Origin of the sequence: Emcibacter sp., from assembly GCF_048269205.1 — a bacterium.
Classification (GTDB): domain Bacteria; phylum Pseudomonadota; class Alphaproteobacteria; order Sphingomonadales; family Emcibacteraceae; genus Emcibacter.
The window spans coordinates 99,752-123,331 of sequence record NZ_JBLXJC010000002.1; the positions used below are offsets into that span (position 1 = coordinate 99,752).

Genomic DNA, 23,580 nt, shown 5'->3' on the forward strand with positions numbered 1-23,580 from the left:
GGTTATAAACCGCTTGGTTATAGTGCTCCGTTTGTTGGGGTAGGCGGCCCAAAACCGCTTGCAACCATGATAACTCTCCCCGGCTATTTGTCTATATAAACCGGGTGAAATCGGCAGCCCTGGGTCCTGAACAGGCGAAGCTGACCTTGAAACTGCACCCGGGCCGGATAAGCATTTCAGGGATTGAGTCAGGGGTAAGGTAGGAGAGTTAGGTCCCCTACTCCCTCGCCAGGAACGCCTCATCCTCCACGACCCGGAGCGCCAGAAGGTCGCTGTCAGAGCGGATCACCAGCGAGGGATCACAGCGCACGCAAACCCCGGCATCACGCCCGTCGACAGAGAAAGAGCAAACCTGAACCCGGAGTCCGCCGATGTCCGGCAGGCGGAACAGGGCCTGGTAGATCTGGTCGCGGTCGGCGAACTGGCCACCGGTTTCATAAAGCACCGTATCATCCCGCCCGACAAGCGAGATATTCTTGCCGCAACGGCCGACGATGGGTTTGATCACATAGCCGTTCTTCTGCAGGCTGTCGGTAAGTTCGAAATGGCTTTCCAAAAGATAAGGATGATCCGGGAACAACGACCAGAGCACCGGCAGGATCGCCTTGTTGCTGGTGATCAGGGTCCAGAGCGGCTCGAACACCATCACTTCCGGCCGGAGTAAAATGTCAATCAACCGCGGCGCATGGTCGCGGGGTTCGCTCACCTCATGGCTCCTGAGAAAGGCCTCCTCGTCCACCGCCTCGTCCCGGAGCTGGTCGAGCGCGGTTTCCCAGGCCCAGGTTTTCCACACCCAGGTGATGCGGTTACCCTCATCATCCACCACCCAGCCGTCCTTATCCCAGGACAGGCTGCCGAGGCCGGAGATGATCTTGCAGTGCAGGCCCGCCTGCTCAATCATGTTGCGCATATACTGGGCGTGATATTCCTCGTCCGGGTCTTCGTCTTTCAGCACATGCAGCACGGCGCCCACATGGGCGTCCTTCCAGGCCCGGACCAGGGCCGGCCCCAGGGCTTCGCCTGCATCGCGCCCCACAGCAATGCCGTGCGCACGGGCCCATTCGCCCTGCACCTGGCCGCACTCCATATAACAGCCCGCACTATCCGCATTATATTCATAGACCTTGAGCCCCTTGTCGGTCATGACAAAGTCAAACCGGCCGGTAATATTATGGGTCTGGCGGTCCTGCCAGCTCTGGCGAATACGGGGCAGTAACGCCGCCGGCAAGCCGAATTTTTCCAGTATTTCCGGATTGTCCAGCACATAATCTGTGGCGCGCATGAACATGGCATGCAGTTCGTTGGTGGCGCGTTTGATTTCCTTGCGGGCGGTTTCGCTCATCAGATAATAGCGGGTCAGTTCTTCGTCCCGGGTGGCGAGCCGGTGGCCGCCCATATAATCGACAAAGGCGGCTTCGGCGGGCCGGTTCACATCCAGCCACTTCTCCACCACATGGTCCGCATCCCCGGCCTTCAGGTTAAAAAGCCCAGGGTCCGGATCCTCCATAATTTCTGCATAAGCGGGATCATCGGTCTGGATCACCCAGCCGAGGATCTCCCCTTCCGTGTAGGTGCAGCTCACCCGGTAGCCGCCGTCAGGGGCCCGTTCCAGCGGCAGCTCCCGGGACCAGCTCGCCCCTTCGGTCCAGCGGGTATGGTCCACATTCTGTTCAATGATGCGCACATGATTGTCCGCGACTTCAGTCACCACCGCCACATGGCCGGTAATTTCGAATTCACCGCCTTCGTTCCAGATCATCAGCGCGCCGGGTTCCGGCGGCCGTTTGGCACCGTTGCGAAAGGAATAAAGTGGCAGTTTCCGGCCGTCCTTCACCATGGTGACATGCCGCAGGTTGAAGATGTCATAGGCCATAGCGATATCGTCAAAGACATAGCCTCTGTTCAGGTATATCCAGCGCCTTGCGAGCTCCACACACTGCCATTTCACGCCCATGAAAATGCCGTCCACGTAGCTCTTGAAGGAAGCGCGATCAGGTAGCTCCTCTTTGTCGACGGATTTATAGTCGGAAGAATGAACCGGTACCCGGCCGGGGCCATGGCCAAGGATGGTGCCGAAGGGTTCCGGGCGGACCGGCGGTGTTTTTGTCATGGGGCGACTTTCAGTGTTTTGCAGGCAGGATAAATGGAGGTCGCAAAAAGAATTACAAGGGGATGCGGAAAAGAATTTATCACTCTCCGCAAGCGGCAACCAGACCTTTGAAAAGATTACGGAATTTCTGCCTGTAAATCAATGCCTCGGGGTGGAACTGAACGCCGAGGTAGAAGTCCCGCGCCCCGTCCTCCACCGCCTGGACAACGCCATTATCTTCCCGGGCGGAAACGGACAGCCCCTCGCCGACCCGGTCGATGGCCTGGCGGTGCATGCTGTTGACCCGTTCCACCCCGGTCCCGATCAGACCTGAGAGAAGACTGTCCCCCAAAACCCGCATGGGTTTTCTGAAAAAGATATTGGCCAGCAGGCTCGCCGGGTAGCGGGCGTTTTCATAAACCTTGCTCACATCCACATGCAGGCTGCCGCCGCGCTTGACATTCATCAGCTGGGCGCCGCGACAGATGCCGAGAACGGGCAAGCCCTCCATCTCCGCCCGGCACAGCCATTCAATCTCCATCGCGTCCCGGTCCAGGTCATAGGCGTAATTGTCCTTGGGAAGGCCCTCGTAGATAACAGGATAAAGGTCGGTGCCACCGCCGATCACCAGCCCCTGCACCGCCCGATGATAATGGGGACGTTTCGGATGAAGGCGCAGGGGCCGCCCGCCGGCCAGAAAAATGGCAAGCGCGATCAGAAGCTGTGTGAAGCTGAACCGGTCCCGGCCGGTATAGCCGATCAGCGGTTTTTCGCCTTTTGCCATGGGAGCACCTGTCCGCAGTTGCGGCCGCTACCGGGTCATCTCTGGCGGCAGCTTGCCGTGTTTCCACAGTGAACTGAGCACAAACAGGAACCCGAGGCCGATGAAGGGGTCATCCTTGCCATAGTCGATTTCCTCTGCCTCCTTCATCCTTTTGCCGGTTTTACGAAAAGCGGCCAGGGCCTCATCCAGATTGAAGGTTTCTTTCAGGGCATCGCGGAAGATCCCGCCGGCCCGGCCCAGTTCCTGATCTTTCAGGTGACGGCGGATATCCGGCCATGTCTCCTCCAGCTTTGTGAAATCGACCGCCGCGCCCAGGGTGCTTTCCAGCAGGGCCAGAGAGGAAAGACCGGGCAGACGGGTCTTGCGCCCCACCGCCGCCTCAACTTCCTCAACCAGCACCTGGCCCGTGGCGATCATCTGCCAGAGCAGCCACGGGAAATCCACCTCGGAACGGATGGAATGATCAAGTCCGGCCCAGAAACGAGGGTTAACCTCAATCATCTTCGGTGTGGTTTCCGGATTACCGTCCCACATGAAGTCGATCTCCGCCACCCCGTGCCAGTCCAGCGCTTTCATCAGTTTGGCTGCCGCCTCGACAAAGGGGGCGCCGTCCATGGTCTCCCGGGCGACGCCGGGGCCGGTCTCGCTGGGGAATTTCTGAAGATTGCGGTAGACCATATGGGTGATCATCTCGCCCTTCTCGAACAGGCCGCAGAAACAATAGTCCACACCCTCGGCCAGTTCCTGGATCAGGAGCTGCTGCCCGGGATAGCGTTCCTCAAGCTCCGCAAAAGCCTCTTTAAGCGCCTGCGCATCATCGATTTTGGAAATGCCGCGCCCGCCGACCTCTTCAGGCGGTTTGACAAAGACCGGGAAGCTGATGTCGGCGATCATCTCCTCAAGCTTCCCGGCAGTCTCCGGTAAAAATGTCTTTGGCCCCGGCAGGTCAAGCAAAGCCACTGTACGGGCGAAATTATCCTTGGGATGCACCGCGTCGATGGCCTCAATGGACGGACAGGCGAGCCTGATCAGCCCCCCGAAGCGATCGGCGTGGCGGGCAATGATCCCGGCCTCGTCAAATCCCGGCATCAGCACATAGGGTCGGTCGTCGTTTGGCCTGTGGTTCTCGACAATCTCCAGCAGATCCTCGATAAAGCCGTCCTCGTCCTCACGCGGGGAACGGTAGGTGCAGGTCTCCTGCACATGGTTGGAGAAGCTGAGCACGGTCAGGTCCACATCGTCACAGCCGATCACCTCGACCCCGCGGCTGCCGAGCGAGCGGGCAATCATCAGGGCAATCAGGCTGCGGCCGTAGGTGACAATAACCCGGCCCGGTTCAGTTTTCGCTAGTTCGATAAAGTCGTTCATATCCGTCCCGTTCTGTCGTTAAGTTACAGGATCAGGATAGGGCGGCCCGGCGCCCGGGCCAATTCGGCAGACTGTTGGGTTTGGGCGGCAAAATCATCAAGGGAGCATAAAGACGGACGCCACATGCCTCTGAAGTTCCGGCAGGACCTCGGCCTCAAACCAGGGGTTCTGCTTCAGCCAGCGGATGTTGCGGGGGCTTGGATGCGGCAGGGGAATGATGCCCTCGTCCATAAAATCCCGCCAGTTCTTTACCGTCTCGGCCAGCGCTCTCCCCTGCCGGCCTTTCAGGTGCCAGGCATGGGCATAACGGCCAATCACCAGGGTCAGACGAATGTCTGGCAATTCAGCAAGAAGCTTCTCCCGCCAGGCCTCTGCACATTCCGGACGCGGCGGCAGGTCGCCCCCTTTCCCGGTGCCGGGATAACAAAACCCCATGGGCAGGATCGCCATGACCTCCGGGTCATAAAACTGTTCCCGGCTCACCCCCATCCAGTCGCGCAGGCGATCGCCGCTGGGGTCGTTAAAAGGGATGCCGGTTTCATGCACCTTGCGGCCCGGCGCCTGCCCGGCAACCAGAATCCTTGATCCGGGCGCCATCTGGAAAACCGGGCGCGGCCCGAGCGGCAGACTTCCCGCACAAAGTGTACAGGTCCGCACCTCGGCCAACAAATTGTCAAAGTTTGTCTTTGTCATCCCTCGCCAAGCCTAACCGCCCCGGTGCCACCAGACCAGAAAGAATCATGTTATCCGGCAGCAATTTACAGGGAAAATTCTGCCTTTTCCACAGGAGGCAAGGCAAAATTCGCCCGGCCAGCCTCCTTCCGCTTCCCACTATCCCGTCAATTTTCACTATATTTCAGATGGCACAATTTTTGCTTGCACTAAAACCATCTTTTACAGGATATCCAGAGGCAAAACATATGATTGATACAACACCTTCAACCGCAAGCACCATTGCGGCCACCCCGACCGCCAGAAACGGACAAGAGGTCACGTTGCAGGCCAAAGAAAAGGAAGACAGCTTTGATAACCTGGTCGAAGAATTCCTCAAATGGTCCAAAATGAACCCGGCGGAAAGGATCCGGGCCCAATATCTCAAGGAACATGGCCTGACCGAAGAAAGCCTGGCTGCCCTGCCAGAAGAAAAAAGGGAAGCCATTGAAAAGGAAATCGAAGAACTGATCGAGGACAAAATGGCCCTCGGCGACGATACGGAGCAGGAGCTTGAGCAGATGGAACAGATCCAGACCGGGGAAAAAGCTCTGCAGACACTTCTCAGCATGCAGTCCATCTTGCTCGATAGACAGGAGGCTTCACCCAAATAACCTCGAAACTCTTTGTCTCACCCCTCCAGAATGGCTTCAAACCCGCCAACGATCATCCTTTTACCGTCATAGGGCATATTGTCCCCTGACAACATTCTATCGAGCTTTTCCATGCATTGAGCGACGCCTTTGTCCCGGGCCTGCTTTGACGGCCATTCGACCCAGGAAAAGACAACCGTTTCATCCTTGGCGCATTTAACCGCCATCGGAAAGGAAGTCACTTTCCCTTCGGGCACATCAACACCCCAGGTTTCAACCACTCTTAAGGCGCCGAATTCCTTAAAAACCGGCAGGCATTTTTCCGCCAGCGCGAGGTAGGCCTCCCGGTTCTTTGTCGGGACCGCCAGCACAAAACCATCAATATACATTTTCGTCTCCTATTTTCCGGAACTGACCAGACTGAACATCACCCCTTGCGGATCCTGTGCCATGATGATCCAGCTATCGTCCGGCACCTCATGTGGTCCCATAAACACCGCGCCGCCGGCCTCTTTGATGCGTTCTGCTGCAGCCTCAACACTGTTGCAGTTGAAATAAAGGTTCCATGTGGGCTGGGGCACCATATCCATGGCCTTCATCATGCCACCCGTCTGCACGCCGTTCACAGTGAAAAGGCGGTAGACCCCGGCCTCGCCCATATCCATGTCCTGTTCTTTTTCCCAGCCGAACAGGGCGTTGTAAAAGGCCATGGCTTCATCCACATCCTTTGTGTAGAGCTCAAACCAGCCCATAAAACCCGGTACACCGTCCCGATGAATTGTAGGCGGGACACCCCTACCATTGGTCATATGTATGGCGAGTTCGGCCCCGGAAGGGTCTGCCAGAATGGCAACCCTGCCAAATCCGCCGGGAATGTCCAGGGGCGGGGTAATAATCCTGCCGCCCAGCGTTTCCGCCTTTGCCGCCGTTTTATCCACATCCTCAACAGCTATAATTCCCCGCCAGCATGAACCCCCTGCGCCTTCCAGCTTCTCTATGTCGCCAATGCCCTCACCGGCATTCTCGATAAAACTAAATCCCTCCGGCATATCCGGATGGCTTGTGAACGACCACCCCAGCAATGTGCCGTAAAATTCTGCCGCCGACTTTGGATCACCAGTATTGAGTTCAGCCCAACATAAACCACCGTAAGCCATGTCTTATCCTTTCCTTGTTAGATATCCCCTTGTGACTGTCATGGGCTCACTTTCATCCTTGACATATACGTTGATATCAACATAATTACATCATGTCAAACAATAGTACCGTACCCTTTCAGACAACACTCCACGTCAGGGACCATTGTCTGTGCCTTCATGTTCAACGCGCCGCCCGCGCTCTTGCCCGCCATTTTGATGACACCCTGCGCCCCTTCGGCATCACCTCAGGGCAGTTTTCCCTGATGATGTCACTAAACCGCCCCGCTCCGCCAAATATCAGTTCAGTCTCGAATCTGCTAGGCATGGACCGAACGACCCTGACCGCCGCCCTGAAACCACTGGAACGGCGCGGGTTGGTTAAGTCGGCCCCGGACGAAAATGATCGCCGCAGCCGTTGCCTCAACCTGACCGAGGCCGGAATGGCGCTTCTTGTTGAAGCATCCTCAATCTGGGAAAAGGAACATGCGGCCCTTGAATCCAGGATCACTCCCCTTTCCCCCGACGACCTGCGCACCGGCCTTAACCAGCTTTCCGGCTGGGAAACATAAAAACCATAAAAAAAGGGCCGCATGACTGCGGCCCTCAGGTTGCCTTTCTCCAGGTGGGAGAAAAATTCCAATATTGGTCCCGGCTCCTACATCTTGAAGGATGCTTTCAGGAACCATTCGGTCGGACGGTTATAGGTACCGTAGATCTGACCGGAGGCCAGGTTTGCAGACCCGGTAACCAGATAACGTTCATTCAGGATGTTGTTGACACCGGCAGAAACCTCCCAGCTTTCGCTATCCGGACGATAGCTGACGAAACCGTTCAGCATATTGACCGAACCACGCTCCAGCAGGGGTGTATTTTCCGTGTCGTTGAACAGGGTTGAGCTATAGGTATAGTCAACGCTGGCCATAACAAAACCTTTGCCGTTACCAAGGTCGTGATCATACCGGGGGTTGATGTTGAACTTCCATTCCGGAGTCTTGGGCAGTTTGTTACCCGCATTCACGCCCGGTGCAATCTCGGTATATTTGGCATGGGTATACCCCAGGTTGGCGGCCACGGAGAACTCGGCAGAAAGAACAAACTGGCTTTCCACCTCAAACCCGTAGATTTCCGCATCACCGGCGTTACGGAGTGTCGGGGACACGCCTTCCTGCTGGTTCAGCTGAATATTTTTATACTTGGTGAAGAAACCGGCCATATTCAGCAAAATGGTGCGGTCGGCCAGTTCTGACTTGAGACCAATCTCGAAACTGTCAGCAGTTTCCGGTTTAAATCCGGGCTCTGCCTGTTCCGCCGTCACCGGGTTGGAATAACGTGTCGTCCAGCTACCGGTCTTGAAGCCTTTGGAATATGAGGCATAAACCATCATGTCTTCGTTGGGCTTATATTCCACACCGACGCGTGGTGAGAAGTCCGTGAAGTCCTGGGTGAACTCACCCGGCGGATGATAACGCAGCACATTGTCCTGGTCCGGATATCCCACAAGCGTGGCGAAGTCACACATATCTGACGGCGGCACCGGACCTGCATCATCACAGGGGATACCAATCAGGGCATTAATCGGCACACCACCGACTTTGTAGTTGAAGCCGTTCAGGTCGCTCTGGAAGCCCTGGAACTTCTTGCTCTCGTCAGTGTAACGACCTCCCAGGGTGATACTGAACTCATCAGAAATCCGATAGTTTAAGTGAGCGAATGCAGCCATAGCTTCTGTTTCCAGAAGGTTGAAACCATCCACCTGCAAAAGACCGGCCGGGAAGACTACATAGTCCTGCAGGTCGCCTTTTTCCTTGAAGTAATAGACACCAAACACATAGTCGAGCTTGTCATCAAGGGCCGTACCATTGAGCTGAAATTCCTGGCTGAACTGCCACTGATTCATTTCGAAGCTCAGTTCCAGAATTTCCAGGGGTGAGCCGTCAAGGTCCATACCCGCCTGCCAGTGCAGTTCGCGGTAGCTGGTGATGGATTTAAGCGCCATGCTATCGTTGATATCATAGTCCAGAGTGAGGGCCGAACCCCAGGCTTCCATCCAGGAGAAGCTGACACCTGAAGCATAACTCTTGTCGATATCGTCGGTGATAAAGCGATCATCATAGGGCAGACGGTTGTTCGTGGGATCAGCATCCACATTCACACCGGCCAGCGAACTTGTCACATTGGCCCGGCCCAGCGGGTTGATCGCGCTGGCGGGTACACCGCGCTCACCACATACGAGAGCGAGGTTAGTTGTGAAGGGCGGGAATGGCGCCGGAATATCCGCGGCAAGCTGCGCCGGAGTGGAATTGATACAGGTGTTATAAATAGTGGTGAAATTATTGGCCGTGGGACCAAATGGCAGCTGGGTGCTGTTGGGCACCGCCAGCAGGGTATTGGCCAGGCCTTCCTGATTTTCATAGTTATAGTCGCCGGCCAGGGTAATTTTCAGCCTGTCTGACGGCTCTGCCACGATTTTACCACGCAGGGACCAGACATTCTCTCCGCCTTCAGTCTTGCTGGTTTCCATCTTGTCCGCCTGACGGAACTGGTTGCCGTCGGTGACATAGGGGCCGAAACTGCTATCCACATAGGGCATGCGCTCCACATAACCGTCACGGCTTTTCTTGGAGAATGACACAGTACTGCGGATTGTGTCGCTCAGCGGCATGTCCACAGAACCCTTGACGTCCAGGCGATTGTAGCTGCCGGTGATCATTTCACCTGTGGCCGCAAACTCGTCACCGGGTTCACGGGTCACGATAGAGATGGCGCCACCAATGGTATTCCGGCCGAACAGGGTTCCCTGCGGGCCTTTCAGAATCTCGATGCGCTCCACATCGCCCAGGTCCATGTTGGCACCAACGGTACGGGCATAATAGACACCGTCCACATAAACCCCGACACCGGGATCAAGGTTGAAGGCAAAGTCATTCTGACCGATACCGCGCACATAGGCTGACAACACGTTTCCGGATGCGGAGAATGGTGTACCGGCATCCAGCGTCACGTTAGGTGTCATATTGCTCAGTTTTGAAACATCGTTGATTCCGCGCTCTCTCAGCATGCTTTCCGTCACGGCGGAAATAGCAATGGGCACATCCTGAACATTCTGCGCGCGCTTCTGCGCTGTTACCACAATTTCCTCGAGGGCAAAGGCTGTTTCTTCCTCGGCGTAAGCGGTAGCAGATATGAACGGAACAGATGACAAAACACCAACCAGCGCAAGACGGCTGGCACTGTTCATGAAGGTTGACATTATTTTAGTTCTCCCTAATGTTATTTTAATATGGGCTATTCCCAGAGCTACCCATCAAGCAATCATAGTCTTTTCTCCGGAATAAAACCCAACTAGGGGAGAAATAAAATCTGACTACCAGCGCATGCACGGGAAACAGCGACACTTCGAGCAAGGACAGCGGGCCCGCCTCCCGAACAAAACAATATACTGATTTAAAGAATAACTATGAAAACCCGCATTCCCTCACCCATGCAAATCATCTCACATAACACCAGCCCCATCAATATCCGTTAGTATACCACGCAATATTCCATCTATTTTCTTTACAAGGTCAGATTGCCAGGACCATAATCCACAGAAATAACATCCGAGTATGCATCCCCGGTACCAAGGAAATAGATAGAATGACATTGCCTGAAATGAGTGAGGTCGGACAATTTGTCGTTGCGGCCATCGCAATTGTGGCGACACTGGCAACCTTTGCCTATCAGATGAGCCAGAGCAGGAAGCTGAAACGTCAGGAGGTTTATCAGGAACTGGAACTGGCAAGTAATGAAATCTTTCGTTACGAGGCTCAGTATGCCGCCATTCTTCAACATATTTTATGCGCTGAACGGACAGACCGCATCTATACCGGTGAAGAAAAAGGTGTTGCCGATAACCTGATTTTCCAGACCCTGAACCTGTTCGAAATTGCCACCAATTTCCGGGACCAGGGCATCTTTGACGCCAAGGTTTATGCCAGTTGGGTAATCTGGCAATATGACACTCTGGACAGCTGGTACTTCCGGGAGAACTGGCCGAATTATCGGACCAACTATACCAGGGAACTGCGCAAGATTTTTGACGAACCTGTCAGGAAATATAAAAGCTTTGCCGATGAGGAAGCCCGCCAGAACGACTTTTTCGAACATGTGGCGAAAGTGCTGAACTGCGAAGAGATCCAGCAGGTACTGGAAGATCGCTTTGAAGAAGACAGTACACCACCCCGGGAAGCCAAAGAGACGTCACCCAAGACAGATCTGGATATCAAATGGGTGGATGAACCTCAGGAACTGTCACGCCTGAGTGGACTTTTCACACGGGAACTACGGAAATATCCGGAATATATATCACATGGCGAGATTCATTACGGCATGACCACGGACGGTAAAAACTGGTCTGACAATATTAATGATATTAACGATAAAACATTTGCCGCCATTGCCGCAGACAACCCGGTGGAAACTGCCGCAGCAGCCTATGGCAAGGACGGGGATATTCTGGGACTGGCCATAGTATCCTGGAATGAGAACGACGCATTTCCCTACGCCATTCTGCAGGATATGCTGGTCACGGAAAATGACCGGAGCAAAGGTGTCGGCGGCCAGCTTCTGGAGTTTGTGGAACAGGAAGCAAACTCCCGGAACTGCAAGTGGTTTCTTCTTGAAAGCGGCAAACGCAACAAAAAAGCACATGAGTTTTTTGAGCATCGGGGTTTCGGACATCTTTCCAATGTATATGGGAAAAAACTGTCCTGAGCCATGCTAGTCCATGAAGTTTAGTTCAATGGTAATCCCGTTCGGGTCTTCAACAAAAATCTGTCTGAGGCCGATGCCCTCTACCAGATTTGTCTTATAGGCAACCCCCGCCTCAATGATCTGTTTTTCCATGCCGTCGTAGTCCTCGGCCTCGAAAGCTACATGATCAAGGGCGCCGCCTCCATGAGGCACATCCCGGCCTGCTTTCGCACCGTCATAGATATGCAGAACAGGCTCTCCCGAGGGATCATACATCCAGGCGCCCGGAAGCGGTATGGGGGGCCGTGCCCCCTCCTTCAGTCCCAGCACACGGGAATAGAAATCAAGCGTGGCCGCAAGGTCCGCTGTCCAGATATTATAATGGTGAATTCGTGTTAAAGGCATGATCCATACTTTCCCGGCCAGGATATTCCCGGCGTTTTTCACAACATAAACAAAGTCAGAAAACTACGCCTTTTCAATAGCTTACATAAATTCTTTCATATTCACATTCGGATCAGCAAGCTTGTCCGGATCCGGACTGGCCTTCTGTGCGATCAGTTTTTTGCTGGCCATGAATTCAGCAGGTTTGTTGACCCCGTCCATGGAAATCAGCACACCGTCTTTCAGATAAAAGGCGGCGATAGAGCGGCTGTTCAGGTCGCCGCGGATCACGATCTGATCATAGCCCGCACTCAGGCCCGCGATCTGAAGTTTCATGTCATACTGGTCAGACCAGAACCAGGGGATATCATCATATACTTCCAGCGTCCCCATAATAGCCTTGGCCGCAATCTTGGCCTGCGCCATGGCGTTGGGCACACTTTCAAGACGGATGCGGCGGCCATATAGCCGGCTCGGATGGGACGTTACATCCCCGATGGCATAAACATCGGTGGCGCTGGTCCGGCAATGCTCATCCACCCTGATGCCGTTCTCAAGCTCGATGCCGGCCGCTTCCGCCAGTTCCTGGGCGGGAATGATGCCGATGCCGACAACCACAAGGTCCGCGTTAAAAGACTGGCCGTCGCCGGTCAGCACTTTGGTCACGCGGCCATTTTCGCCCTCAAGCGCCGTTACACCAGTGTTGCAGAGGATTTTCACTCCCTCCTCTTCATGTACCCGCTGGTAAAAGGCGGACATTTCCGGCGCCACCACCCGATTGAGGATGCGGTCGGCCATTTCCAGTACGGTGACATTCTTGCCTTTCTGACGGGCAACCGCAGCAATCTCCAGCCCGATATAGCCGCCGCCCACAACAACCACATCCTGTGCAGTTCCGAAGTCGGCCTGGATGCCGTGTACATCACTAACGGTGCGCAAATAGTGCACCCCTTCCAGATCGTGGCCCGGCACAGTCAGCTTGCGCACATGACTGCCTGTGGCAATGATCAGGTGATCCCAGGAAATTGTTTCCCCGTTATCCAGATCGGCGGTTTTCCCGGCGGGGTCGATTTTGGTGACCCGCACACCGGTTTTCATGTCCACATCGCGATCTTCATAGAATTTCGGCGGCTTGATATAGAGCCGTTCCAGCGGCAGATCACCCTTGAGGAAATCCTTGGACAGGGGCGGCCTCTGGTAGGGAATAAAGGCCTCGTCCCCGACGACAACAATCCTTCCCTCGAACTTTTCCGAACGAAGACTGGCGACGGCCTGGGCACAGCCATGGCCCGCGCCGATGATCAACACTGTTTCTGACATTCAATTCCTCGACTGCTTTGTGTGGCACTTCTTTTTTTCACACAGTTAACATGTCTGAAGACCGATTGAAATCAGAAATTGACCGGAGGCAGCCCGCCGGACAAGGCTTTCACGAAGGTGCTCTCATCTACATTGCCGCCGCTGAGCAAAAGCCCGATCGTCTTTCCCTTCACATCCAGCTTTCCATAAAGAAGAGCCGCAAGACCCACCGCACCGCCAGGTTCCACCACCAGCTTCAACTTCTGCCAGGCATATTTCACCGCCCCGAGAGCCTCTTCATCGGTAACAGAAAAGCCTCCGTCAAGGCTGTTTCCAAGAATGGAAAAGGTAAGATCGCCGGTAGACGGTGTCAGCAACGCATCACAGACCGATCCGGTCAGCTGCTCGTTTACTTCCCTGTGGCCGCTTTGCAGGGAACGGACAAGATCGTCAAACCCTGCGGGCTCCACCGCATAAAGAGCGGTGTTCGGAGAAAGCTCGCCGAAGACAATGGAACAGCCGGAGGCCAGACCACCACCGCCGGCCGGGCACAGAAAAGCATCAAATACCGCCCCAATCCTGTGCGCCTGCCGCAGCATTTCCAGGGCCGCCGTCCCCTGCCCGGCGATGATATCCGGGTCCTCAAAAGGCGGCACCACAACGCTTCCCTTCTCCCGGGTAATCTTTGCCGCAATTTCCTCGCGGCTTTCCGTCACCCGGTCATACAGTACCACGTTGGCGCCGTACCCACGGGTATTCCAGACCTTCATTTCCGGTGCATCGGAGGGCATGACAATGGTCGCCTCGATACCGAGAAGTTGCGCCGCGGCAGCCACCCCCTGGGCATGGTTGCCGGAAGAAAAGGCGACAATACCGCGCGCACGCTCTTGCCCGTTAAACTGCACCAGACGGTTATAGGCCCCACGGAATTTGAAGGCCCCGACCCGCTGCAGGTTCTCAGGCTTGATCAGAATTCGCGCTCCCAGATCCTCATTCAGCAAAGGATTTTCCAGAAGCGGCGTCTCTATGGCCACACCGGCAATACGTTCTGCCGCCGCCTCGACATCGGCAAACACCGGTATTCGAAGTTCACTCATTTTCCACTCCCGGCTCAGATTGGAGAGCCCGGCGGCATGGCGGCCGGATTTTCCGAGGCAGGATCTAATGAGCCCGACATATAAGCGCGGATGCGGGCGGCTTCAAAGCTGTAGTGCGCCTTGAATGTCGGATGCCTGCCCAGCTTGCGGGCTGTATTTTCCATCCAGTCCGCGACTTCTTCGAGCTTCAGTCGGGCCATGGCGCGCACGGATTCCGCCGCCGATGTGTCTGCGGCAACCTGCATCATTTTAAGGATCACAACATGACCAACGCGCCTCTGCATGGCACCGGATAGTTTTTCCTGACGATCAGCACGCACTGTCGCGCCCAGAATATAGTCAAAATAGTCACTCAAACTCATCATTCCCTCACCACGCTGGTGAAATTGTTCCAGTCGGGCCAGCCGGGCCGGGTCCAGCAAAATGTCAGACACATGCCCCGCAGCAGCCTCCCCTATGGTCAAGACGTCCAGTTGCCCCGAGGTGTGACGTGGAAAACTTTCCCGCGTAAATTCATAACCATAAGCCTTGGGGGGAACGAGCTTGAGCACCTTCTCCGGCAACAGCAGATAATCCGGCGTCAGCGCCAGAAGGATTTCATCCAGCGCCTGTTTTTGCTGTTCCGGCGGGACAATACGATAGGGAATATCCGTTCCCTCCCCGCGCAGGGTATATTCGTAGAACAGGCCGCCCACATATTTCCCGGCGGCTTCCAGCTGGTAGCGGGTCAGGTAATAAAGCGGCACCAGAACTTCCTCCAGCGAGCTGTAGGGCTCACCAACAGGAATATTCTTCTCGGAAAAATTACTCAAGGCGATATGCCGCACCTTGCGCAGATGGGCAAGTTCGGCAATGGAGTCCGCCCCATTGTCCCACAGGCTGGAGCCGGCATTGAAATCCCTAAGGCTCCTGCTGTCCCGATCGGTAATAAACAGGAGCCCCTGTATCTCACGTTCCTTGAGAATAGCTTCAAGCCCCGCCTTCTCCGCTTCCGGTCCCGCATACTGGCTGTAGCCGTAACGCACCACCAGCTTGTCCCATGCGCCGATATCTCTGTCATAGGCATCGGAAAGGTCAAGTTTACCCCCGTCTGTAATTTTAATCAGCGGATGAGGATAATCCATGACCGAAGCTCTGTCAGAAAGACTGGCGGCAAAGTTATGGGCAATACCCAGGGTATGCCCCACCTCGTGAGCGGAGAGCTGACGGATACGGGCCAGCGCCATTTCCTCCTGTACCCCGATATCGCTGCCGTCCTCCTCGTAGGGCGCAGCAAGCGCGGTGGCGATCAGGATATCCTGACGCACCCTGAGCGACCCTAATGTCACATGGCCTTTGATGATCTCTCCAGTGCGGGGATCAATCACCGCACTGCCGTAGGACCAGCCCCTGGTTGCCCGGTGCACCCAGTTGATAACATTGTAGCGCACATCCATGGGATCCGCCCCTTCGGGCAGCATCTCGACCCTGAAGGCATTCGAGAACCCGGCCGCTTCAAAAGCCTGCGACCACCAGGAGGCCCCCTCCATCAAAGCGCTACGGATCGGTTCCGGCGTACCGGCGTCCAGATAATAAACGATGGGCTCCAGCGGATCGCTGACGGCCTGGTCCGGATTTTTCTTGATCAGGCGATGGCGTGGGATGAGCCTCTGTGTCAGATCCTGCCCCAGAGGCACCGCATAATCCTGATATGTCAGGGGGAAGAAACCACTATCGGGATGGAAAACCCGGGCTTGATAACCGTCGTCGGGCAGCTTGACGAAGGAGATATGCTGACGAACCGTGAATTGCTCACCATCGGGACTTACATCCCTCACATATTGCCCCGGATTTGATCCCCGAAAGGTCAGCGTGCTCTCAAATTCCGTATTCAGGGGGAATGTTTTGATGCGCGGCAGGTAAAGGGCCGAACGGCTGTTGTCGGGGCTGAAATTACCCTGTCTGGTCTGTTCGATCCTGCCGGCGATGCCATGCTGGTCGGAAAGCAGGAAATCGGTAAAATCAATCAGAACCCCCTCTCCGTCACTGGCCACCACCTTGAAGCCCCAGATGACAGAGGCGGCGAAAGCCTCCTGCACCGCTTTCACTTCCGCCGGGTTGTCGGAACTGGCGCGAAATTTGGTATTCACCTCGCCCAACAGTACCTTGTCCCCGACCCGCTCGAATTTCACCAACCGGGTCGAACCTATTTGACGGCGATCAAGCCCGATGTCATTGGAACCAAGGCCGTGCGGCAAACCGGTCTGGAAAATGAATTCCTCATTCAACCGGTCCAGCTTCAGGTAGAGGCGGCCGTTGTCTTCATCCAGATAGAAATCGTAAAAGCCTTTCTTTTCCGCCATGCCTTTGGTGAAATCGGCAAGTCCGCCGGCCCATGCGGAAAAGGGAAGCGAAACACAAAATACAATAAGAAACATTCTGGAGAGAAAGGTCATGACAATATCCCGGATATTTTTCTGATTGGCCGAAAGCCAGGGAAAGTACCAGCCGGGCGGTTATCCCGCCCGGCGGCAGATCGTTCTAGTGATAGGCGTGCGGCATATCGGGATCAAGCTTCATATAGCGATCCCGAAGCATGGTCTTGCGGGAGACCCGGAGATATTCCACACCGCGAACAAAGATATGTTCCGGATTGGACGTGACCTCCAACGGATCTCCATCCCAGACCACAACATCAGCCTCCATGCCCTTCTCCAGGGTGCCGTAGCTATCAGCAATGCCGAAGATTTTAGCCGGATTGACAGTAATGGCTTTAAGCGCCCCCTCGTAAGAGAGCCCGTGCGCCACGGCAAGGCCCGCCCATTGGTTGACCAGATAGGCCCGATGGGTTTCCCCAAGACCGGAGATGGCAAAAGTCACACCGGCTTTTTCCAGCCGGGCCGCATTGTTGAGAGTAGAGCCAAGGCTGGTGAACTGATACGGCAGGTCCGCCTGGGCATCGATCACCACGGGAATTTCCGCGGCGGCAAGGTCACCCGCCACTTTCCAGGCTTCCGGCACATCAAGCAGAACCAGATCAAGGTCATATTCTTCCTTGAGGGCAATGGCCTGACGAATATCCGCCGCCCGCTCCAGCGCCAGGGCAAGCTTGCGCTCACCCCTGACCACCGGGATCAGGGCCTCCATATCCTCGAGAGTGAGCAGGAAGCCGCTGCGGCCGTCTCCTTCCAGAACGTCGGAGCGGTTTTTGGCATAGGCCTTCACCTGGTCGAGGATAATCCGCATCCTGTTCCAGGCTACCCCGGCATTGCCGCCATCATCCAGATGGGCAAATACCGGCCCGCGGACTGCATGAAGTCCGGAGGAAAGGGTCACCACCGCGCCGCTGCCGGCGAACAGGCGATCGGAACCTCCGGGAGCAGCAACAGCCCGTGTCAGACCCTCCGCCCGATTATTGGCTACTTCAACAGTTTCCGGGTTCAGACCATAGCGTACGTCAAAGGCGGCCGAGAACGGCGCCTCCTTGGCGCTGTGATTGTTGGAATCCTTGGTCAGGGAAATTTCGCTAAGACCGATCTTGGTGTGGCTGGACATAAAGCCCGGCACCACGACCTTGCCGGTGGCGTCAACCACACGGGCATTTTTAGGCACAGAGATATCCTTGCCGACCTGTTTGATTTTACCATCCTCAATCAGCACGGTGCCGTTCTCGATCACACCGGACTTGCCCATGGTCATGACCTTGCCGCCGGTGATGGCCACGGTTTCAGCCCCGGCTGCAAAGGGCAGCAGGGAAAGCGTCAGGGTGATAACACCTGTTATCAGAAACTGTCTCATTGGTGGTCTCCCTTCGTATTCTGGCCGACTTCGAAGTCGCTTTGCGGGCTCAAGTTCTGATTACCGCGCTCATACATCAGCGCGCCGTCGATATAGACCTGTTCTGCCAGACTATAGGTGGAGAAGGGGTCAGTGGACCAGAGAACCACATCGGCCATCTTTCCGGCCTCAAGAGTTCCTGTCTTATCCGCAATTCCAAGGGCTTCTGCTGGCTTTTTCGTCAACCATGTGAAGGCCTCCGCCTTGCTGAAATTGATACCAACCTTTCTGCCATCGGCCCAGGCCTTGGCCATTTCCTGATTCAGGCGCTGGATTTCAACATCTGAATCCGAATGGACAATGGCACAGGCGCCGGCCTTGGCCACCATGGGAATATTTTCATTGATCCGGTCCCAGGCCTCCAGCTTGAAGCCGCCCCAGTCCGCCCACATGGCGGAGCAGACACCCTCTTTCGCCAGGATATCGGCGATCTTGTAGCTTTCCACCGCATGATGGAAGGTGGAGATCTTATAGCCGAATTCATGCGCCATATTAATCATGCTGACCATTTCGTCAGCCCGGTAACAATGGTTATGGATCAGAATTTCCCCGTTAAGCACCCCCATCAGGGTATCCAGCTCCAGATCCTGTGTCGGGGCACTGACATCTTCGCCGGCTTCATAATCAGCGTAATATTTATCCCACTTTTCCTTGTAATCCCGGGCCTTGATCCAGGCCTTGCGATAGCCCGCCATATTGGCCATGCGCGTGGAAGGGCCGCCCTTCTTGCCGTAAACCCGTTTCGGGTTTTCCCCGCAGGCCATTTTCAGACCGTAAGGCGCACCGGGGAATTTCATGCCTTCCGCCGTGCGGGCCGGCACGTTCTTCAGCGTGATACCGCGCCCGCCGATCAGATTGGCGGAGCCGGGCAGAATTTGCAAGGTGGTGATGCCGCCGGCCAGCGCCCGGGCAAAACCCGTATCCTGGGGCCAGACGGAATGTTCGGCCCAGACATCAGCAGTTACCGGACTTGTCGCCTCGTTGCCGTCGGCAGTGGAACTGTGATCCGGCGCCGGATAGACGCCAAGATGGCTGTGCACGTCAATGATACCCGGCGTCACCCATTTTCCGGTGCCGTCCACCACTTTCGCCTCTGCCGGGATATCCAGACCTTCGCCCACAGAGACGATCTTGCCACCATTCATGATGACAACGCCGTTTTCAATCATGTTGCCGTTGCCGTCCAGGATCGTCGCCCCCGTGATAGCGGTGAGTTGGGACGGAAAGGGTGTGTAGGTGCTTGGGTAGGGGTCCTTGTTAACATGGACCAGCGGCGCGCGCTCTTTCTTGTCGTCGGATTGTGCCGTCGCGACACCGGAGCCAACCAGGCCTGCCAACGTCAGCGTCATTGACGCCACGCCCAGCCAGGCCAATGCCTTCCTGTGTTTCTTCATAAGATATCCCCGCAGGTTAAGAGTTTGCTCTTTATTTCAGTTTTGAGAGGGGCAACACGCGCCCCGGAGGAGAAGCCTAACAAATTATACAATTTGTGGGAACAAGTAATTATGTAACCGGCAAACTGGCCAAAAACGAACTTTATAATGAGTCAAAATACCGTCAAATTCTCCTGCATTTCTATGGCTTATCCTTGTTGAGATATCGATTTTTTACGTGTTTACATAAACTTAACTATTCATAAGTTACTTATAATATCCGATTTTAAGAATAGTACCCAATGCCGATAAAGATCGGCGCCATAGTAAGTATAAGGAGGTAACGTTGAATCGTTTCACCAAAATCGCGGGCTCAGCCCTGCTCATCACCACATGCCTGTCATCGGCCAGTCTGGCTCAAACCAAAGATGAACTTCAGGCTGAAATCAGCTCCCTCAAAGATCGCCTGAATGCTCTCGAACAAATGGTTGGCAAAACAGCCGACACCAAGGACGCGGGATCAAAGGCAGTTGTCTTTTCTTCATCTGACCCTGCACCGACCCTGACTTCTGTTGACAAAAAACATTCCTTCAACATTCGTGGCCGCGCCATGATTGACTGGAGCACCGGTAGCGACGAAAACAATACCTTCGACTTTTCCGGCACCAAACTTCGGGCCGCCTGGCTCGGTGTGGAAGGCATGGCCGCTGACAATATCAAATATAAATTTGAAGCCGACTTTGGCGGCAACAGCGTCAGCGTCAAGGATGCCTACCTGCAGTTCAAAGCAAGTGACTGGTCTCTGACTGTCGGTCAGAGCAAGGTTCCGAACTCCCTTGAAGCCCTGACTGCAATCAGTCAGACAAGCCTGATGGAACGCGGAGCCTTCAAAAGCGCCTTTGACTTCGGTCGCGCCATGGGCGTCAAAGCCGCAACCAACGGCAAAGGCTGGAGCCTGACCGCCGGTATTTTCCAGGGCACGAACAAGTTCAGCTCTAATACCGAAGAAGGCTGGATCGCTGCGGCCCGCGCCACCTATGGCCAGAAATCCGATAGCGGAACCTGGCTTGTGGGTGTATCCGGTCGTCTGCGTGACATGAATGACGACAACATCAGCTACAAAGCCAAAGCCATCACCAATCTTTCCGGTACACTGACAAGCGCCAGTGGCACCAGCAAAGATAATATGGTGGCTGCCGAGGCTGCCTTCTCTTACGGTTCCTTCTTCGGTGCTGTGGAATATGCCTTCCTGAGCGCAACCGATGCCGTTGCCGTGGGTGAAAACGCTGGCTTCTCCGGCGGTTATGCCGAAGTGGGCTACGTCCTGACCGGCGAAAGCCGTCCCATCAATCTCAAAAATGGAACATGGGGACGCCCGAAAGTGGATGACCCGTTCGGGAAAAGCGGCGGATCCGGCCTTTGGATGCTGACAGCCCGCTATGACACCCTGGACCTGACAGACAGCGGCATTTATGGCGGCAAACAGGAAAGCTACATCGTTAGCCTGAGCTGGTACATGACTCGCTATATCCGCGCCATGCTGGACTATGGCCACAGCGAAGTATCCGATCTGGCGGCAAACGGAACCAATTCCGCAGATGTCGTTGGCCTTCGCCTGAATGTGGACTGGTAAGTCCGACTGATCAAATTACAGGGGGGCCTGGTTTAATACCCAGGCCCCCTCCTCCCAGTTTTTATAAAGAAGGGTCAAAGGAGGCCTAAGATGAGCATACAACAGATTTCCAAGTTTATTCCCGCCGCAATCTACGCTCTTGCCATGATTGCCTTTACCGGCACAATCGCCACAGCACAGGAAGACGGTGCACGGGCTCATGTTAAAGAAAAGGCCATGGCCTGGATCAACAACCCGACTCTGATTTCCGGCATCAAGGCCCAGAACGCGCAAAATGCTTCCCTTGGGCAGGCCGACATTGACGCAAAAGACCAGGCCTGGCGCGCAGAGGTTAAAAATGGCGGTGGCGCCATGACTTCAGCTGTCCTTGCCAACGATTCATCCGGTTACCTTAAAAAGATCCGCGACGCCTCACAGGGCCTCTACACAGAAATCTTTGCCATGGACAACAAAGGCCTGAACGTTGGCCAGAGCGATCTGACATCCGATTACTGGCAGGGTGACGAAGCCAAATGGCAAAAGACATACCAGGCCGGTTCAGGCGCCATCCATGTCAGCGAAGTCGAGTTTGACGAATCCTCACAAACCTATCAGGTACAGGTCAGCGTAGCCATTTCCGACCCGGACTCAGGTGAAGTGATCGGAGCGATTACAATCGGCATGAATGCTGAAATGCTCTGAGTGAGCAGAAGAAACCGCCTGTTGGAGAGACGATTATGACAGTCAATATTATGCAGATTAATAAATCTTCTGCAGTTTTTAGTAAACTGGCCGCCATGCCGGTGGGACGAAAGATCCTTTCCATTGTCACATTGGGCATTGTGGCACTGTGCGGTTTCTTCGTTATATTCCAGTCAAGCCGGCTGAGTACCGAACTGCTGAAGCAGACACACTCTGACTCGGTTATTTTTACCCAGTTGATCGCCTCCCAGCTTCCTCTGGCGATCCGATTTAAGAAGACTGAAAATATCCAGCAGGTCTATATGACATTGGCAGAGGAGAACGATACCACCCTCGCGACCTTTGCCGCAGTAAACGCCGCTGGCGAAATTATTGATCAGTACCAGTCCAAGGAACTCAAGGAATATGATCTGAAAAACTTTCTCAAGGGCAAGGCCCTCGAGCTCGAGGAAGGTCAGAATTTCATGAAGGAAACCGTGGATCATACGATCGTTGCCGTGCCAGTGTACGACAACAAAGGTACCAAAACAGGTACCATCGCCATCGCCTGGAGCGAGCACAAGATCCACGATGCCATCAGCCGGTCCCAGTTCAGCCAGATTATATACAGCGTCCTCGCCGTGGTCATCATGTCCGGCGCCCTGATGCTGGTGATCAGCAGGGTCCTGACCCGTCCCCTCGTCGGTCTGACCTCTTCCATGCTTGAACTTGCCGAAGGCAACAATGACGTGGAAATCGAAGGCCTCAAGCGGGCCGATGACATTGGCGAGATGACCCGGGCCGTCCAGGTCTTCAAGGATAATGCCATCCGGATTGTCGGGATGCAGGAAGAAGCCCGCCTGCGCGAAGAGGAAGAAAAAGAACAGGCCCGGCGCCTTGAGCAGGAAGAACGGCAACGTGCTGAAGAAGCCGCCCGCCAGGAAACCGAAGCCAAGGAGCAGGCCGACCGTGAACGGACCGAAATGATGCGCAATCTTGCGAATGATTTTGAATCCCGCGTCATGAGCCTGCTTGAAAAGGTCACCCAGTCCATTGCCGCCATGGGCAAAACCGCCACTGAATTGTCCCAGGCCTCTACTGATACGTCTTCCGAAGCCATGTCGGCGGCCAACGCCTCCCGCCAGGCCGGGGAAAACGTGCAGACCGTTGCCGGTGCGGCCGAGGAAATGGCCGCCTCCATTGCGGAAGTGAGCCGTCAGGTGGACCAGGCGGCCACGATCTCCCGGGATGCCGTCAATGAAGCCCGCCAGGCCGGAAGCCAGGTTCAGGAACTCTCTGACGCCACCACCAAGATTGAAGAAGTTGTCACCCTGATTAACGATATTGCCGAGCAGACCAACCTGCTGGCCCTTAACGCCACCATCGAGGCGGCCCGGGCCGGTGATGCCGGTCGCGGCTTTGCGGTTGTGGCCAACGAGGTCAAGACCCTGGCCAACCAGACCGCCCAGGCCACCAATGACATTGCCCAGCAGGTCTCCAACGTCCAGGGCGCGACCAGCGAGGCTGTGACCTCGGTGAATAAAATCGCCTCGACCATCGACAACATCAGCGACATTTCCACCTCGATTTCCGACGCCGTCAAGGAGCAAACGGCGGCAACCCAGGAAATCAGCCGCAACTCCCTGGCCGCCGCCACCGGCACCCAGGAAGTGGGGCAGAATGTCACCAATGTGAGCAATGTGGCCACCGAAACCAACAAGATTGCCGATATGCTGCTCGCCGCCTCCCGGGAGCTGGAGCAACAGGCGAACGGGCTGGGCTCGGAAGTGACCGAATTCCTGCAGGAAATCCGCAGCAACTAAACCCGGTTTCCTATGTCAGACAACAAACGGCCGTCCTGAATTCACCAGGGCGGCCGTTTTTCTTCCCCAACAAAAAAGGC

At 55.3% G+C, this 23,580-nt stretch carries 19 protein-coding genes; 6 read left to right on the top strand and 13 right to left on the bottom strand.

Annotated elements, in window-relative coordinates; translation table 11 throughout:
• Positions 1–217: 217 nt before the first annotated feature.
• From gss to ACN0YD_RS09240, 4 genes are all read right to left on the bottom strand, one after another.
• Positions 218–2,110 carry a bifunctional glutathionylspermidine amidase/synthase gene (gene gss, locus ACN0YD_RS09225; protein WP_417319068.1) on the bottom strand — a complete coding sequence of 631 codons (1,893 nt, stop codon included), beginning with the start codon at positions 2,108–2,110 and terminating at the stop codon, positions 218–220.
• Positions 2,111–2,189: 79 nt separating this feature from the next.
• Complete coding sequence (locus tag ACN0YD_RS09230) at positions 2,190–2,873, bottom strand: gamma-glutamyl-gamma-aminobutyrate hydrolase family protein (RefSeq protein WP_417319070.1); 684 nt, start codon at positions 2,871–2,873, stop codon at positions 2,190–2,192.
• Between the two features lie 27 nt (positions 2,874–2,900).
• On the bottom strand, positions 2,901–4,241 hold the full coding sequence (locus ACN0YD_RS09235) for an ATP-grasp domain-containing protein (protein WP_417319072.1): 1,341 nt from the start codon (positions 4,239–4,241) through the stop codon (positions 2,901–2,903).
• Between the two features lie 96 nt (positions 4,242–4,337).
• Positions 4,338–4,934 (bottom strand): uracil-DNA glycosylase family protein, encoded by a 597-nt coding sequence (locus ACN0YD_RS09240; protein ID WP_417319074.1) that lies wholly within the window; start codon positions 4,932–4,934, stop codon positions 4,338–4,340.
• Positions 4,935–5,161: 227 nt separating this feature from the next.
• Here ACN0YD_RS09240 and ACN0YD_RS09245 point away from each other — a divergent pair, with 227 nt between their 5' ends.
• A complete protein-coding gene (locus tag ACN0YD_RS09245; protein ID WP_417319076.1) occupies positions 5,162–5,566 on the top strand; it encodes a hypothetical protein in 405 nt (134 codons plus the stop codon).
• A gap of 17 nt (positions 5,567–5,583) precedes the next feature.
• Here ACN0YD_RS09245 and ACN0YD_RS09250 read toward each other — a convergent pair whose 3' ends face one another.
• Together ACN0YD_RS09250 and ACN0YD_RS09255 are read right to left on the bottom strand one after the other, a co-directional pair.
• Positions 5,584–5,934, bottom strand: a complete 351-nt coding sequence (locus ACN0YD_RS09250; protein ID WP_417319077.1) for a DUF1428 domain-containing protein — start codon at positions 5,932–5,934, stop codon at positions 5,584–5,586.
• A gap of 9 nt (positions 5,935–5,943) precedes the next feature.
• Positions 5,944–6,702: a VOC family protein gene (locus tag ACN0YD_RS09255; protein ID WP_417319079.1), complete on the bottom strand. Its 759-nt coding sequence runs from the start codon at positions 6,700–6,702 to the stop codon at positions 5,944–5,946.
• 92 nt (positions 6,703–6,794) lie between these two features.
• On the opposite strand from ACN0YD_RS09255, the gene ACN0YD_RS09260 reads away from it, so the two are divergent.
• Positions 6,795–7,253 (top strand): MarR family winged helix-turn-helix transcriptional regulator, encoded by a 459-nt coding sequence (locus tag ACN0YD_RS09260; RefSeq protein ID WP_417319081.1) that lies wholly within the window; start codon positions 6,795–6,797, stop codon positions 7,251–7,253.
• 86 nt (positions 7,254–7,339) lie between these two features.
• On the opposite strand, the gene ACN0YD_RS09265 is transcribed toward ACN0YD_RS09260, so the two are convergent.
• The gene (locus tag ACN0YD_RS09265) at positions 7,340–9,934 is read right to left on the bottom strand and encodes a TonB-dependent receptor (protein WP_417319083.1); all 2,595 of its coding nucleotides are present in this window, start codon (positions 9,932–9,934) and stop codon (positions 7,340–7,342) included.
• A 386-nt stretch (positions 9,935–10,320) separates the two neighbouring features.
• Between ACN0YD_RS09265 and ACN0YD_RS09270 the strand changes: the two genes are divergently transcribed.
• Positions 10,321–11,436 carry a GNAT family N-acetyltransferase gene (locus ACN0YD_RS09270; protein WP_417319085.1) on the top strand — a complete coding sequence of 372 codons (1,116 nt, stop codon included), beginning with the start codon at positions 10,321–10,323 and terminating at the stop codon, positions 11,434–11,436.
• 6 nt (positions 11,437–11,442) lie between these two features.
• Here the strand turns inward: ACN0YD_RS09270 and ACN0YD_RS09275 are convergent, their stop codons facing one another.
• The 6 genes from ACN0YD_RS09275 to ACN0YD_RS09300 form a co-directional block, all read right to left on the bottom strand.
• A complete protein-coding gene (locus ACN0YD_RS09275; RefSeq protein ID WP_417319087.1) occupies positions 11,443–11,820 on the bottom strand; it encodes a VOC family protein in 378 nt (125 codons plus the stop codon).
• A gap of 81 nt (positions 11,821–11,901) precedes the next feature.
• Positions 11,902–13,119, bottom strand: a complete 1,218-nt coding sequence (locus ACN0YD_RS09280) for an NAD(P)/FAD-dependent oxidoreductase (RefSeq protein WP_417319089.1) — start codon at positions 13,117–13,119, stop codon at positions 11,902–11,904.
• A gap of 71 nt (positions 13,120–13,190) precedes the next feature.
• Positions 13,191–14,195: a threonine ammonia-lyase gene (locus tag ACN0YD_RS09285; protein WP_417319091.1), complete on the bottom strand. Its 1,005-nt coding sequence runs from the start codon at positions 14,193–14,195 to the stop codon at positions 13,191–13,193.
• A 14-nt stretch (positions 14,196–14,209) separates the two neighbouring features.
• A complete protein-coding gene (locus tag ACN0YD_RS09290) occupies positions 14,210–16,630 on the bottom strand; it encodes a zinc-dependent metalloprotease (protein ID WP_417319093.1) in 2,421 nt (806 codons plus the stop codon).
• Between the two features lie 85 nt (positions 16,631–16,715).
• Positions 16,716–17,972, bottom strand: a complete 1,257-nt coding sequence (locus ACN0YD_RS09295; protein ID WP_417319095.1) for an amidohydrolase family protein — start codon at positions 17,970–17,972, stop codon at positions 16,716–16,718.
• Complete coding sequence (locus ACN0YD_RS09300; RefSeq protein ID WP_417319097.1) at positions 17,969–19,405, bottom strand: amidohydrolase family protein; 1,437 nt, start codon at positions 19,403–19,405, stop codon at positions 17,969–17,971. The genes ACN0YD_RS09295 and ACN0YD_RS09300 overlap by 4 nt, the downstream gene beginning before the upstream one ends.
• A gap of 325 nt (positions 19,406–19,730) precedes the next feature.
• On the opposite strand from ACN0YD_RS09300, the gene ACN0YD_RS09305 reads away from it, so the two are divergent.
• From ACN0YD_RS09305 to ACN0YD_RS09315, 3 genes are all read left to right on the top strand, one after another.
• Positions 19,731–21,017, top strand: coding sequence for an OprO/OprP family phosphate-selective porin (locus ACN0YD_RS09305; protein WP_417319099.1), 1,287 nt, complete (start codon positions 19,731–19,733; stop codon positions 21,015–21,017).
• A gap of 90 nt (positions 21,018–21,107) precedes the next feature.
• Positions 21,108–21,698, top strand: coding sequence for a PDC sensor domain-containing protein (locus ACN0YD_RS09310; protein ID WP_417319101.1), 591 nt, complete (start codon positions 21,108–21,110; stop codon positions 21,696–21,698).
• A gap of 35 nt (positions 21,699–21,733) precedes the next feature.
• Positions 21,734–23,500 (top strand): methyl-accepting chemotaxis protein, encoded by a 1,767-nt coding sequence (locus ACN0YD_RS09315; RefSeq protein WP_417319103.1) that lies wholly within the window; start codon positions 21,734–21,736, stop codon positions 23,498–23,500.
• Positions 23,501–23,580: the final 80 nt, after the last annotated feature.

Excerpts from the sequence above, each read along its gene's own strand:
- ACN0YD_RS09230 (WP_417319070.1), bottom strand. The coding sequence starts at position 2,873 with ATGGCAAAAGGCGAAAAACCGCTGATCGGCTATACCGGCCGGGACCGG.
- ACN0YD_RS09275 (WP_417319087.1), bottom strand. The coding sequence starts at position 11,820 with ATGCCTTTAACACGAATTCACCATTATAATATCTGGACAGCGGACCTT.
- ACN0YD_RS09240 (WP_417319074.1), bottom strand. The coding sequence starts at position 4,934 with ATGACAAAGACAAACTTTGACAATTTGTTGGCCGAGGTGCGGACCTGT.
- ACN0YD_RS09290 (WP_417319093.1), bottom strand. The coding sequence starts at position 16,630 with ATGACCTTTCTCTCCAGAATGTTTCTTATTGTATTTTGTGTTTCGCTT.
- ACN0YD_RS09295 (WP_417319095.1), bottom strand. The coding sequence starts at position 17,972 with ATGAGACAGTTTCTGATAACAGGTGTTATCACCCTGACGCTTTCCCTG.
- ACN0YD_RS09245 (WP_417319076.1), top strand. The coding sequence starts at position 5,162 with ATGATTGATACAACACCTTCAACCGCAAGCACCATTGCGGCCACCCCG.
- gss (WP_417319068.1), bottom strand. The coding sequence starts at position 2,110 with ATGACAAAAACACCGCCGGTCCGCCCGGAACCCTTCGGCACCATCCTT.
- ACN0YD_RS09285 (WP_417319091.1), bottom strand. The coding sequence starts at position 14,195 with ATGAGTGAACTTCGAATACCGGTGTTTGCCGATGTCGAGGCGGCGGCA.
- ACN0YD_RS09265 (WP_417319083.1), bottom strand. The coding sequence starts at position 9,934 with ATGTCAACCTTCATGAACAGTGCCAGCCGTCTTGCGCTGGTTGGTGTT.
- ACN0YD_RS09250 (WP_417319077.1), bottom strand. The coding sequence starts at position 5,934 with ATGTATATTGATGGTTTTGTGCTGGCGGTCCCGACAAAGAACCGGGAG.
- ACN0YD_RS09310 (WP_417319101.1), top strand. The coding sequence starts at position 21,108 with ATGAGCATACAACAGATTTCCAAGTTTATTCCCGCCGCAATCTACGCT.
- ACN0YD_RS09270 (WP_417319085.1), top strand. The coding sequence starts at position 10,321 with ATGACATTGCCTGAAATGAGTGAGGTCGGACAATTTGTCGTTGCGGCC.
- ACN0YD_RS09315 (WP_417319103.1), top strand. The coding sequence starts at position 21,734 with ATGACAGTCAATATTATGCAGATTAATAAATCTTCTGCAGTTTTTAGT.
- ACN0YD_RS09300 (WP_417319097.1), bottom strand. The coding sequence starts at position 19,405 with ATGAAGAAACACAGGAAGGCATTGGCCTGGCTGGGCGTGGCGTCAATG.
- ACN0YD_RS09235 (WP_417319072.1), bottom strand. The coding sequence starts at position 4,241 with ATGAACGACTTTATCGAACTAGCGAAAACTGAACCGGGCCGGGTTATT.
- ACN0YD_RS09255 (WP_417319079.1), bottom strand. The coding sequence starts at position 6,702 with ATGGCTTACGGTGGTTTATGTTGGGCTGAACTCAATACTGGTGATCCA.
- ACN0YD_RS09280 (WP_417319089.1), bottom strand. The coding sequence starts at position 13,119 with ATGTCAGAAACAGTGTTGATCATCGGCGCGGGCCATGGCTGTGCCCAG.
- ACN0YD_RS09260 (WP_417319081.1), top strand. The coding sequence starts at position 6,795 with ATGTCAAACAATAGTACCGTACCCTTTCAGACAACACTCCACGTCAGG.